The organism is Micromonospora sp. NPDC004336 (assembly GCF_053602615.1).
This window is the reverse complement of the sequence record NZ_JBSGDY010000171.1, coordinates 1-12,802: the sequence shown is the minus strand read 5'-3', so window position 1 is coordinate 12,802 and position 12,802 is coordinate 1. Positions and strand designations below refer to the sequence as shown.

The following is a 12,802-nucleotide window of genomic DNA, read 5'->3' as shown; positions in this document are numbered from 1 at the left end:
CGGGTGGCGCGGTCGGGCGCGCCGCGCCCGGAGGGGGAGTCGGGGACGCGCCGCCGGGGCGGAACAATAGACTCGCTCCGGTCACCGCGCGTCACGCAGCACCGATCGCGCGGTCGGCACCCGGCCCGACCAGCAGCATCGTCACGAAGGGGGCACCGATGGCCGCCATCTCCCGCGAGGAGGTCGCGCACCTGGCGCGACTGTCGCGGCTCGCCGTCACGGAGGAGGAGCTGGACACCTTCGCCGGCCAGCTCGACGTGATCCTCCAGGCGGTCGCGCAGGTCGGCGAGGTCGCGGCGGCGGACATCCCGCCGACCTCGCACTCGGTGCCGCTGACCAACGTCCTGCGGGACGACGTCGTGGTGCCCGGGCTGACCCCGGAGGAGGCGCTGTCGGGCGCGCCCGACGCCGAGGAGCAGCGGTTCCGCGTACCGCGGATCCTGGACGAGGATGTGGCGTCATGAGCGAGCGGACCATCAGGCGCGGTGTGCGCGGCGCTGAGGGCGCCGGTGAGCGAAGCGAGGCGGCGGCATGAGTGACCTGACCAGACTGACCGCGACGGAGATCGCGGGGCTCGTCGCCGCCGGCGAGACCTCCGCCGTCGAGGTCACCCGGGCGCACCTGGACCGGATCGCCGCGGTCGACGACCGGGTGCACGCGTTCCTGCACGTCGACAGCGAGGGCGCGCTGGCCGCCGCCGCCGCGGTCGACGCCCGCCGCGCCGCCGGCGAGGAGCTGGGCCCGCTGGCCGGCGTGCCGGTCGCCGTCAAGGACGTGCTGACCACCAAGGGCGTGCCGACCACCGTCGGGTCGAAGATCCTGGAGGGCTGGCGCCCGCCGTACGACTCGACGATCGTGCGGCGGCTGCGCGAGGCCGGCACGGTGATGCTCGGCAAGACCAACATGGACGAGTTCGCGATGGGCTCCTCCACGGAATACTCGGCGTACGGGCCGACGCACAATCCGTGGGACCTCAGCCGCATCCCGGGCGGCTCGGGCGGCGGCAGCGCGGCGGCGCTGGCCGCGTACGAGGCGCCGCTGGCGATCGGCTCCGACACCGGCGGCTCGATCCGCCAGCCCGGCGCGGTCACCGGCACCGTCGGCGCGAAGCCGACGTACGGCGGCACCTCCCGCTACGGGCTGGTGGCGTTCTCCTCCTCGCTGGACACCCCCGGCCCCTGCGCCCGTACGGTGCTGGACGCCGCGCTGCTGCACGAGGTGATCGGCGGGCACGACCCGCGCGACTCCACCTCGATCCCGCAGCCGGTGCCGGACGTGGTGGCCGCCGCGAAGCGGGGCGCGACCGGCGACCTGACCGGCGTGCGGCTCGGCATCGTCAGCGAGTTCACCGGCGAGGGGGCCGAGCCGGGCGTGCTGGCCGCGTTCCGGGAGTCGGTCGACGCGCTGACCAAGCTGGGCGCCGAGATCGTCGAGGTGTCCTGCCCCAACTTCAAGTACGCGCTGCCGGCGTACTACCTGATCGCCCCGAGCGAGTGCTCCTCCAACCTGGCCCGGTTCGACGGCGTCCGGTTCGGCCTGCGGGTCGGCGACGACGGCAACCGGTCGCTGGAGGAGGTCATGTCGATGACCCGCGAGGCCGGCTTCGGCCCCGAGGTCAAGCGCCGGATCATGATCGGCACGTACGCGCTCTCGTCGGGCTACTACGACGCCTACTACGGGCAGGCGCAGAAGGTCCGCACCCTGATCACCCGGGACTTCACCGCCGCTTTCGAGCAGGTCGACGCGCTGATCTCGCCGACCACCCCGTTCGTGGCGTTCCCGGTCGGGGCGCGCACCTCGGATCCCTACCAGATGTACCTGGCCGACCTGTTCACCATCCCGACGAACCTCTACGGCGGGCCGGGCATCTCGGTGCCGTGCGGGCTCTCCGACGGGCTGCCGGTCGGTCTGCAGGTCATGGCCCCGACGATGGCCGACGACCGGATGTACCGGGTCGCCGCCGCGCTGGAGAGCGCCGTCGGCACGTTCACCCCACCGGCACTGTGAGGCAGGAGCTCAGATGACGACGACACTGCCCGCGTACGACGAGGTCGTCGCGCGCTACGAACCGGTGATCGGCCTGGAGACCCACGTCGAGCTGGGCACGAACACCAAGATGTGGTGCGGCTGCCCGACCGACTTCGGCGGCGCGCCGAACACCCGGGTCTGCCCGGTCTGCCTGGGCCTGCCCGGCTCGCTGCCGGTGGCCAACAAGGCGGCCATCGAGGCGACCATCCGGATCGGCCTGGCGCTGAACTGCTCGATCGCCGAGTGGTGCCGGTTCGCCCGGAAGAACTACTTCTACCCGGACATGCCGAAGAACTTCCAGATCAGCCAGTACGACGAGCCGCTCTGCTTCGACGGCTACCTGGACGTCGAGGTGAACGGCGAGCTGGTGCGCATCGGCATCGAGCGGGTGCACCTGGAGGAGGACACCGGCAAGACGCTGCACGTCGGCGGCGCCACCGGGCGCATCCACGGCGCGACGGAGTCGCTCGTCGACTACAACCGCGCCGGCATCCCCCTCGTCGAGATCGTCACCAAGCCGGTCCCCGGCGCCGGGGCGCTCGCGCCGGAGGTGGCCCGCGCCTACGTCACCGAGCTGCGTGACGTGATCCGCTCGCTGGGCGTCTCGGACGTGCGGATGGAGGAGGGGTCGCTGCGCTGCGACGTCAACACCTCCCTCAACCTGCCCGGCCAGGAGTGGGGCACCCGCACCGAGACCAAGAACGTCAACTCGCTGCGGTCGGTCGAGCGGGCGGTCCGGTCGGAGATCATCCGGCAGGCGTCCGTGCTCGACGCGGGCGGCCGGATCACGCAGGAGACCCGGCACTTCCACGAGGACACCGGCGACACCACGCCGGGCCGCTCCAAGGAGACCGCGACCGACTACCGGTACTTCCCGGAGCCGGACCTGGTGCCGCTCGCGCCGGACGCCGCCTGGGTGGCCGAGCTGAAGGCCGCCCTGCCCGAGCTGCCCCGGCTGCACCGGCGCCGGCTCCAGGAGCAGTGGGGCCTGTCGGAGGCGGACATGCAGTCGGTGCTCAACGCCGGCGCGGTCGAGCTGATCGAGCAGACCGTGGCCGCCGGCGCGACCCCGGCCGCCGCCCGCAAGTGGTGGCTGGGCGAGCTGTCCCGGCGGGCCAACGAGACCGGCGTGGAGCTGGCCGACGTGGGGGCCACCCCGGCGCAGGTCGCGGAGCTGCAGGGCCTGGTCGACGCCGGCAAGCTCAACGACAAGCTGGCCCGGACCGTCCTGGAGGGCGTGGTGGCCGGCGAGGGCTCGCCGACCGAGATCATGACCAACCGGGGCCTGGAGGTCGTCTCTGACACCGGCGCGCTCACCGCCGCCGTGGACGAGGCGATCGCCGCCAACCCGGACGTCGCGGAGAAGGTCCGCAGCGGCAAGGTCGCGGCGGCCGGCGCGCTGGTCGGCGCGGTCATGAAGACCACCCGCGGCCAGGCCGACGCCAAGACCGTCCGCGAACTGATCCTGGAACGCCTCACCGCCTGAGGCGTACGGAAAGGGCCCCTTCGGTTTGTGGGAAGGGGCCCTTCCGCACACCCCCCGACCCTCCCGCACCCCCGCACCCCCCCCCCGCACCCCTCGCGAGGCGTCAACGGCGACGCCTAGATGGAGCCACCGTGAACGAGCAGCCGCCCCGTACCGACCTCGACGTCCTCGACGAGATCCAGCGGCGGGTGCTCTGGCTCGCCACCCGGATCGTGGACGCGGCCAACCACGACCGCGACACCGGCGACGGGGTGAAGGTGGGCGGGCACCAGGCGTCCAGCGCCTCGCTGGTGACGGCGATGACGGCGCTGTGGTTCGCCCACCTGGACGCCAAGGACCGGGTCGCGGTCAAGCCGCACGCCTCGCCGGTCTTCCACGCCATCCAGTACCTGCTGGGCAACCTCGACCGCTCCTACCTGACCCGGCTGCGGGCCCGGGGCGGCCTCCAGTCCTACCCGTCGCGGACCAAGGACCCCGACGAGGTGGACTTCTCCACCGGCTCGGTGGGGCTCGGCGCGGCGGCGCCGCTGTTCGCCGCCGCGACCCGGCGCTACGTCGACGCGCACTTCGGCGCCCGCCCGCACTCGCGGTTCGTCGCCCTCATCGGCGACGCCGAACTCGACGAGGGCAACATCTGGGAGGCGGTCGCCGACCCGGCCACCACGGGCCTGGGCAACGTGATGTGGCTCGTCGACTTCAACCGGCAGTCGCTGGACCGGGTGGTGCCCGGGGTGCGGATCAACCAGTGGCGGGGCCAGTTCGAGGCCGCCGGCTGGCACGTCGTCGAGGTCAAGTACGGCCGCAGGCTCGCCGAGGCGTACGCCCGGCCGGGCGGGGAGCGGCTGCGCGACTGGATCGACGCGATGCCCAACGAGCAGTACCAGTCGCTGTTCGGGCTCGCCGGCCCGGCGCTGCGCAGGCAGTTCCTCGACGGCGCGCCGGACGGGATCGAGGCGTTCATCGCCGACATCGGCGACGACGAGCTGGGGCCGCTGGTCACCGACCTGGGCGGGCACGACATGGCGGCCATGCTCGACGCGTACGCCCAGTGCGACGCCGTCACCGACCGGCCCAGCGTGGTGTTCGCGTACACCGTGAAGGGGTGGGGGCTGCCGATCGCCGGCAACCCGCGCAACCACTCGGCGCTGCTCAGCACCGAGCAGGTCGACGCGCTGCGCGCCGCGCACGGCCTGACGGCGGAGACCGAGTGGGACCGCCTCGACCCGGCGTCGGAGGCCGGCATCCGGGCCGGCGAGCGCCGGGAGGCGCTGTCCCGCGCGCCCCGCGAGCGGGCGCTGGGGGTCACCGTCCCGGAGAGCACGAGGGTACGCGCCAACAAGCCGATCTCCACCCAGGAGGTCTTCGGCCGGGTGCTGGTCGAGCTGGCCCGCAACCCGGAGGTGGGCCGCTACCTGGTGACCACCGCGCCGGACGTGGCGACCTCCACGAACCTCGCCGGGTTCATCAACAAGACCGGCGTCTTCGCGCCCACCGAGCAGCGGTCCTGGACCGAGGACCGGATGCTGCGCTGGACGGAGAGCCCCGCCGGGCAGCACATCGAGCTGGGCATCTCGGAGATGAACCTGTTCCTGCTGCTCGGCCAGCTCGGCCTGTCGTGGGACCTGTCGGCCCAGCCGCTGCTGCCGGTCGGCACCGTCTACGACCCGTTCGTGCTGCGCGGCCTCGACGCGTTCCTCTACGGCACCTACTCGGGCTCCCGCTTCGTGGTCGCCGGCACCCCGTCGGGCATCACCCTTGCCCCGGAGGGCGGCGCCCACCAGTCGACCATCACCGCCTCGGTGGGCCTGGAGCTGCCCGGGGTGACGTTCCTCGAGCCGGCGTACGCGGCCACCCTGGACTGGCTGCTCTGCGACGCGTTGGGCCAGATCGCGGGCGGCTCCACCCCGTCGGCGACGGCCGCCCCGGCCGAGGACGGCGCGTACTACTTCCGGCTCAGCACCCGCCCGATCGACCAGGCGCCCTTCGAGGCGGCCCGGGCCCGGCTCGGCGACGCGGTGCTGCGCCGGCAGGCGGTCGCCGGGGCGTACCGTCTGGTCGACGCCCACCAGGCGTACCCGCACCTGGCCGACGCCCCGGTGGTGCAGCTCGCCGCCTCCGGCGCGGTGCTGCCCGAGGTGCTCGCGGCGGCGGCGGAGCTGGCCGAGGAGGGCATCGCCGCGCACGTCGTCGACGTCACCTCGCTGGACCGCCTCTACCGGGCCTGGCAGCGCACCCTGCGGCAGGGCGTCCGCACGGCGACCGTGCCGAGCGTGCCGGGCGCGCTGCGCTCGGCGTTCGTCGACCGGGTACCGGTGGTGACGGTGCACGACGCGGCCTCGCACGCGATGGCGTGGCTGGGCTCGGCGGTCGGCGCCCCGGCGGTGCCGCTGGGCGTCGACGAGTTCGGCCAGTCCGGCAGCGTCCACGAGCTGTACGAGCTGCACGACCTGCTTCCCGGCAGCATCGTCAACGCGGCCCTCGCCGCCCTGTCCCTGCGCTGACGCGACGTCGGCCGCCCTGTCGCGCCGGGGCCACCGCCCACGACCGGCGCGACAGGGCCACCGGATCGGCGAGCCAGCGGGTCGGGGTCAGCGGGTCGGGGTGGGGGTGACCGGGGCGGGGATGCCCGCCTTCGGGTCCTCCACGACGTGCCGTTCCAGGTTCACCTGGGCCTGGCCGGTGCCGCCCACGGTGATGTCGTCGTACGCCTGGAGCAGCTTGTTCTCGTCGAAGTAGAGCACGCTCATCGACAGCGGGGTCGGCTTCTCGCCCTCCAGCCCGCGCAGCCCGGCGCCGCCCGTCGACCCCTGCACCATGAGCTGGGTCGGCATCTGCCCGGGCGCCTCCGGCAGCTTCGACACCTGCCGGCTGTGGGTGTGCCCGGCGAGCACCAGCGGGCAGGTGCCCGACAGCGGGCCGGCGGAGGCGGGATCGTGCACCAGCGCGATGTTCACCGGCCGCGGCGAGCTGCGCACCGTGGCGGCGAGCTGGTCGCCGACGCCGATCACCTGGTCGGCGACCTGCTTGGTGAGGCCGCTGCCCGCCGGGGAGGTGTTCTTGTCGGGGGTGAAACGCGGGTCGCCGATGCCGGCGATCGTCAGCCCGGCGACGGTGGTGGTGGTGTTGTTGAGCACGATCGCGTTCGGCTGGCGGGCCACGGCCGCCGCCGTCCGGCCGGAGTCGTGGTTGCCCCGGATGTAGACGTACGGCTTCTTGAGCAGGCCGATCGAGCCGACGTAGGAGGCTTCCGGCTCGCTGCCCCAGTCGGTGATGTCGCCGGTGTCGATCACCACGTCGATGCCGAACTGCTCGACGACGGTGCGGATGAGCTGCCAGCCGGTGGGGTTGAGGTGCATGTCGGAGACGTGCAGCACCCGGGTGGTGCCGGGCGCCGGCTCGTAGACCGGCAGGGAGGAGACGGTGGTGTAGAGCTGGCTGACGTTGCCGACGATGCGCTGGAGCTGCTCGGCGTAGCGGGTGTAGTCGTTGGCGATCCGCCGAGCGTCGCCGACGATCGCCGGGGCGTTGACCAGCAGCCCCTCGTAGCGGGGCTCCTCGATGGCCTGGGGGCGGATGGTCGACGCGGCGGCGCCGAGGCTGCCGGCCGTGATGACCAGCGCCAGCCCGCCGGCCCAGGCCGCCCGCCGGGTGTCGCGGAAGACCAGCAGCGCCAACAGCAGGGTGACCAGCACGGTCGAGGCGAGCGTCCGCAGGCCGAGCCGCAGCACGCCCTCCCGCACGTCCTCGACGGCCGAGCGGCTGGCCCGGTCGATGCTGGCCGGGTCGTCGAGCAGCGCCTCGGTGCGGCTCTGGTCCAGCGCGCCCAGCTCGACCGTGAGGTGGGTCGGCCCGTCGTGGCTGTCGAGCAGCAGCGCGCCGAGCGGCGGGATGTCGACCGTGGTGCCGCCGCTGGCCGCCGGCGCCACCGTCAGGTCGGCCTGGAACGGCCCGATGTCGGTGCTGACCCGGCCGCCGGCGAGCACGCCGATCACCACCCCGACCAGGGTGACGACCAGGACCGCCAGCGTCACCCCGCTCGCGCGCAGTGCGCGCCGCCCGGCGTCGCGGCGGCGGGCGCGACCGGCCGCCGGGGCGTCGCCGCCTCGGTGGTCCTGCTGCTCGTTCTCCTGCCCGTCCATGTTGAGATTCTGACCTGCCCAGTGAGGGATCTTGGGAAACCCGGACGCTCCGGTGGCGTCAGCTCCGCCCGGCCCCGCCGTCGGCGAAGACCAGACGCAGCAGCCGGTCGTCCTCGGGCACCGGGTTGCCGCGCCCGTCGTGGTTGGAGGTGCTCACCCAGATCGAGCCGTCGGGGGCGGCGGCCACGGCGCGCAGCCGCCCGAACCGGCCGGTCAGCAGCTCCCGCGGCTGCCCGAGCACCGTGCCGGTGTCGGTCAGCTCGACCAGCCACAGCCGCTTGCCGCGCAGGCAGGCCGTGACCAGCAGCCGGTCCGTGGCGGCCAGCCCCGAGCAGGAGGCGTCCGACGTCGGCCACTGGACGATCGGGTTGACGTAGCGCTTGTCGTCGTCGCGCCCCTCGACCTGCGGCCACCCGTAGTTGCGCCCCTTGGTGACCTGGTTGATCTCGTCCCAGGTGTTCTGGCCGAACTCGACGGCGTACATCCGCTTGCCGGCGTCCCAGGCGATGCCCTGGACGTTGCGGTGGCCCACGGACCACACCGGGGAGTTCGGGAACGGGTTGCCGGGGGCGGGCTTGCCGTCCCGGGTGATCCGCAGGATCTTCCCGCCGAGGCGCTTGGCGTCCTGCGCCTGCGGCCGGTCGCCGGCGTCGCCGGTGCTCGCGTAGAGCAGGCCGTCCGGGCCGAACGCGAGGCCGCCGCCGTTGTGGATGCCCGCCTTCGGGATGCCGGTGAGGATCGGCGTGGGCGTGCCGCCGAGCTCCAGCCGGGCGATCCGGTTGTCGCGTGCGGTCGTGTAGTAGACGAAGACCGTCCGGTCCCGCCGGTAGTCGGGGGAGACGGCGATGCCCATCAGCCCGCCCTCGCCGGCCGCCGCCACGTCGGGGACGGTCTGCACCGGGGTGACCTTCAGGCCCTCGGGCCCCGACTCCGGCCCGACTCGCAGGATCCGGCCGCTGTCCCGCTCGGTGACCAGCGCGGCGCCGTCGGGCAGGAAGGCGATTCCCCACGGCACCCGCAGCCCCTTGGCCAGCACGGTGGTGACCACCTCCTGGCCGGCGGCGCCGGCGCTCGCCGTCGCCGAGGGGGTCGGGAAGGTGGGCGGCTCACCGGCCGGGTCCGGCTCGGGCTCGCCGAAGCTGCAACCGGCGGTCGCGATCAGCAGCGCCGCACACGACGCCGCCAGGGCCGCCCGGAGGCGGCGGGTGCGAGGGTACGGGGGACGGGCGCTCACCCGGCCCAGGGTAGCCCGCCCGGGCGTCCCGCCGGGGCCGACGGATCGGACCGGACGCCGTGGCGGGTGCTCAGCGGGCCCGGACGGCGAGGAGCGCGACGTCGTCCTCCCGGTGGTGGACGGCCGTGAGCAGCAGGTCGCGGAGCTCGTCCAGCGGCAGCCCGTTCGTGCCGGCCAGCCGCTCGGTCAGCTCCGTCAGCCCTTCGTCGATGCTGCGGTCCCGCCGCTCGACGAGGCCGTCGGTGTAGAGCAACAGGGTGTCGCCCACTGCCAGATGACCCTCCCGGCTGGTGCGGCGTACGGGTCGGCGCAGCCCGAGCAGCGGCTCCGCCGCCCCGCCGAGCACGTCCACCGCGCCCCCGGCCCGGACCACGAGCGGCGCGGGGTGGCCCGCGTTGCACCAGGTGACCCGCCGGCCGCCGGCCTCGTCGGCGCGCAGCCGCACCAGGATGGCGGTGGCCGCGGCGGGGATGCGCAGCCCGCGCATCGTCTCGTCCAGGCGGCTCATCAGCTCGTCGACGGTGTCGGGCCGGCCGTACGCGTTGCCCCGCACCAGGTTGCGCAGCTGGCCCATCGTCGCGGCGGCCTCGATGTCGTGGCCGGCCACGTCGCCGATCGCGGCGATCAACTCCCCGCCGGGCTGGCGGAAGGCGTCGTACCAGTCGCCGCCGACCTCCACCCGGTCCGCCGCCGGCTGGTAGCGGGCGGTCAGCTCCAGGTCGTCGGTGGCGGGCAGCTCCGGGAGCATGCTGTGCTGCAGCACGTGCGCGACGTGCCGCTGCTCGCCGTACATCCGGCTGTTGCCGATCGCCTGCCCGACCCGGCGGCCGATGTCCTCGGCGATGAACAGGTCGCTGTCGTCGAAGCCGCGCCGCGCCGGGCCGTTGATCAGGCTGACGCAGCCGAGCACCCGCCCGGCGTCGCTGATCGGGACGCTGAGGTGCGACGAGAAGCCGAGCCGCGCGGCGATCGCCGGCATCTCCGGCCCGACGGTGCCCCGCCGCACGTCGGCGAGCGAGCCGGCCCTGCCCAGCACGGACCGGCCGGTCCGCAGCACCGTCCGGGTGATCGAGTCGGCGCTCAGGCCGGTCCGCATCAGCTCGGCGAAGCGGGCGACGTCGGCCGCCCGGGACGGGTCGTGGTGCACGGCGGTCACCTCCCGGGGTGATCCGTCGCGCCCGACGAGGGTGACCAGGACCCAGTCGGCCAGCAGCGGCACCATGGTGTCGCGGAGGTGCCGCAGCACGGTGGTCACGTCGAGCGTCCCGGCCAGCGTCCCCGCCAGCTTCGCGAGCAGCTCCAGCCGGCCGTTGGCCTCCTCGGCGCGCCGGCGCGCCTGCTCGGCGCCGTCGAGGGCGATCCGCAGCCGCAGCTCCGACGAGCAGGCGGCGGCCAGGTCGGCCAGCGTCCGCAGGTGGTCGGCGGTCCAGTCGCGGGGCTTGTCGTCGATCGCGCAGAGCGACCCGAGGACGCGGCCCTCCAGGTCGGTCAGCGGCATCCCGGCGTACGCCACCACGCCCAGCTCGGGCCCGGCGAGGTTGTCCCGGTCGAGGGGGTCGAGCCGGGCGTCCGGCAGCGCCATCGGGGTGCCGAGGTCCACGACCTGCCGGCAGAACGAGTGGGTCAGCGGGGTCTGCCGCAGGGCGGCCCAGGGCTGCGACAGGCCCACCTCGCCGGGGAAGAACTGGCGGTCGGCGTCGACCAGGGAGACCAGCGCGACGGGCACGTCGAGCAGGTCCCCGACCAGCCGGGCGAACCGGTCGAACGCCTCGTCGGGGGCGGCGGTGAGCCCGGTCTCGGCGAGGGAGCGCAGCCGGTCCGGGTCGCGCAGCGCCGAGGCCGGGGCAGCGCACCCCGGGGCGTCGTCGCGAATGCCGTCGGTCATCGATCACCTGCCTGTGCCGATCGGAGGCCGACCGGCACTCCGGCCACCCCTATACCCCGTCCGCCCCGGGATCGACACGGCCCGCGGGCGGTGGCCCCTGACCCACGCGCGGGCGACCGGCCCGTTCGGGTACCGGGCCCGCCCCGCCCCACCCGCGGCGGTGCCGGGGGCCTATCGTCGGCGGGCGTGAAGGTATGGATCCCGCACGAGGCCGGCCGTACGCTCCTCGGTGAGCTGCCGCCGGACGTCACGGTCGAGGTGCTCACCGACGCGACCCGGCGCCCCTCCGAGGTGGCCGGCGTCCGGTTCTGGGTGCCGCCCTTCCTCGCCGGCGGCGACGCCACCGCGCTGCTGCGCGAGCTGCCCGACCTGGCGGTGGTGCAGCTCCTCTCCGCCGGGGCGGACGCCTGGGCCGGCCGGGTCCCGGAGGGCGTGACGCTCTGCGACGCCCGGGGCGTGCACGACCCGTCCACCGCCGAGTGGGTGGTCACGGCGATCCTGTCCCAGCTGCGGGCCTTCCCCACCCTCGCCCGGGCGCAGGCCCGGCGCGAGTGGGCGTACGACGAGGTGGCCCCCACCGACGAACTGGCCGGCAAGCGGGTGCTGATCGTCGGGGCGGGCTCCATCGGCACGGCGGTGCGGGACCGGCTGGCGCCGTTCGACGTGACCTTCACCCTGGTGGCCCGGACCGCCCGCCCCGGGCAGGGCGTGCACGGCGTCGAGGAGCTGCCGGGGCTGCTGCCCGATGCCGACGTGGTGGTGCTGCTGGTGCCGTTGACCGAGCAGACCCGAGGGCTCGTCGACGAGGGGTTCCTCGCCGCGATGCGCGACGGCGCGCTGCTGGTCAACGCCGCGCGCGGGCCGGTGGCCCGGACGGAGGCGCTGGTCGCCGAGCTGCGTACCGGCCGGATCTCGGCCGCGCTGGACGTGACCGACCCGGAGCCGCTGCCGGCCGACCACCCGCTCTGGACGATGCCCAACGTGCTGCTCACCCCGCACGTGGCGGGCTCGGTGCGCGGTTTCCTGCCGAGGGCGTACCGGCTGGTCGGGGAGCAGGTCCGGCGGTTCGCGGCCGGCGAACCGCTGGTCAACGCGGTGGTCGACGGCTACTGAGCCGCCGGGCCGGGTGGTCGGCGCCCGCGCCGCCGGGACACGCGCCGCACCGTGGACGGCGGGTCGGCGCGCCGGGCCGTGGTCGGCGGGCCAGCGCGCCGGGCCGGGGACGCTGGCTCGGCGCGCCGCGCCGGGGACGGCGGGTCAGCGCGTCGAGCCGGGCAGGGTCTGGCCGGTGGCCTCGACCAGGCGGGGCAGGTCGCTGCCGCGAACGGCGGGCAGCTGCACCACCTGGCCGTCGTCGAGCCGGGCGACCGCGCGGCCACGCGGGCCGGGGGCCAACTCCACGACCCGGTCCCAGCTGATCCGGCGCTGCCCGAGCAGCGCCCGCAGGCGCAGCTCGTTGGCGTCCGCGTCGGTGCCGGCGCGCAGCGCCCAGAGCCCGACGGCGAGCGGGACGAGCAGCACCGGCAGCAGATACCACCGGGCCCCGGCCAGCGGCAGGGCGCCGATGAACGCGATGATCGCGGCGGCGAGGATCGCCTGGTTGTGCCGGAAGCTGACGGTGGGGGAGCTGCTCACCCCCCGATGATCCCACCTGCGTCGGCCCCGGTAACCGCCGGGCGGCGTCGGGGTGACCCTGCCGTGGTCAGTGACGAGGATCACTGTCGTCTCGGCGTCACCGCCGCCGTGCGGGCTCGTTGGCGTGAGGTGGGCCGTGGACCAACTGTCCGGCGCCCCGCACCGTCGCACCGCCCGTGCCCCCTCACGAAGGCGACCGCCGTGCCCCTCGCGTACCCGCACCCCGCCCGCCGCCCGGCCGCGCCGGAGGCCGTGGTCCTCGTCGCCGTCGCGCTGCTCCTGCTGGCCGGCGCGACCGGCCGGGTGCCGGCCCCGGCCGTGGTGGCGCTGGCGGGCGCCGCGCGGCCAAGCTGCTCGACAACCTCGCCGTGGCCAAGGAGCGCGACCTGTGGCGG

General features: G+C 74.8%; 10 protein-coding genes. 6 read left to right on the top strand and 4 right to left on the bottom strand.

Features of this window, described 5'->3' with window-relative positions; genetic code table 11:
• Positions 1-158: 158 nt before the first annotated feature.
• From gatC to ACWENR_RS25805, 4 genes are all read left to right on the top strand, one after another.
• Positions 159-464 carry an Asp-tRNA(Asn)/Glu-tRNA(Gln) amidotransferase subunit GatC gene (gatC, locus tag ACWENR_RS25820; protein ID WP_091096942.1) on the top strand — a complete coding sequence of 102 codons (306 nt, stop codon included), beginning with the start codon at positions 159-161 and terminating at the stop codon, positions 462-464.
• A 67-nt stretch (positions 465-531) separates the two neighbouring features.
• Positions 532-2,007, top strand: coding sequence for an Asp-tRNA(Asn)/Glu-tRNA(Gln) amidotransferase subunit GatA (gene gatA, locus ACWENR_RS25815; RefSeq protein ID WP_452279546.1), 1,476 nt, complete (start codon positions 532-534; stop codon positions 2,005-2,007).
• A gap of 13 nt (positions 2,008-2,020) precedes the next feature.
• Positions 2,021-3,514: an Asp-tRNA(Asn)/Glu-tRNA(Gln) amidotransferase subunit GatB gene (gatB, locus tag ACWENR_RS25810; protein WP_452279545.1), complete on the top strand. Its 1,494-nt coding sequence runs from the start codon at positions 2,021-2,023 to the stop codon at positions 3,512-3,514.
• 131 nt (positions 3,515-3,645) lie between these two features.
• On the top strand, positions 3,646-6,015 hold the full coding sequence (locus ACWENR_RS25805; RefSeq protein WP_452279544.1) for a transketolase-like TK C-terminal-containing protein: 2,370 nt from the start codon (positions 3,646-3,648) through the stop codon (positions 6,013-6,015).
• Between the two features lie 87 nt (positions 6,016-6,102).
• Here the strand turns inward: ACWENR_RS25805 and ACWENR_RS25800 are convergent, their stop codons facing one another.
• The 3 genes from ACWENR_RS25800 to ACWENR_RS25790 all read right to left on the bottom strand — a co-directional run bounded on the left by ACWENR_RS25800 (position 6,103) and on the right by ACWENR_RS25790 (position 10,772).
• A complete protein-coding gene (locus tag ACWENR_RS25800; protein ID WP_452279543.1) occupies positions 6,103-7,653 on the bottom strand; it encodes a metallophosphoesterase in 1,551 nt (516 codons plus the stop codon).
• A gap of 58 nt (positions 7,654-7,711) precedes the next feature.
• Entirely contained in the window at positions 7,712-8,887 is a 1,176-nt protein-coding gene (locus ACWENR_RS25795) for a PQQ-dependent sugar dehydrogenase (RefSeq protein WP_452279542.1), read from the bottom strand.
• A gap of 70 nt (positions 8,888-8,957) precedes the next feature.
• Positions 8,958-10,772 carry a GAF domain-containing SpoIIE family protein phosphatase gene (locus tag ACWENR_RS25790; RefSeq protein WP_452279541.1) on the bottom strand — a complete coding sequence of 605 codons (1,815 nt, stop codon included), beginning with the start codon at positions 10,770-10,772 and terminating at the stop codon, positions 8,958-8,960.
• Between the two features lie 186 nt (positions 10,773-10,958).
• On the opposite strand from ACWENR_RS25790, the gene ACWENR_RS25785 reads away from it, so the two are divergent.
• Positions 10,959-11,885: a 2-hydroxyacid dehydrogenase gene (locus tag ACWENR_RS25785; RefSeq protein ID WP_452279540.1), complete on the top strand. Its 927-nt coding sequence runs from the start codon at positions 10,959-10,961 to the stop codon at positions 11,883-11,885.
• 144 nt (positions 11,886-12,029) lie between these two features.
• Here the strand turns inward: ACWENR_RS25785 and ACWENR_RS25780 are convergent, their stop codons facing one another.
• Positions 12,030-12,407, bottom strand: a complete 378-nt coding sequence (locus tag ACWENR_RS25780; RefSeq protein WP_452279539.1) for a PH domain-containing protein — start codon at positions 12,405-12,407, stop codon at positions 12,030-12,032.
• A 201-nt stretch (positions 12,408-12,608) separates the two neighbouring features.
• Between ACWENR_RS25780 and ACWENR_RS25775 the strand changes: the two genes are divergently transcribed.
• A partial coding sequence (locus ACWENR_RS25775; protein WP_452279538.1) for a hypothetical protein occupies positions 12,609-12,802 on the top strand: 194 nt, incomplete at its 3' end.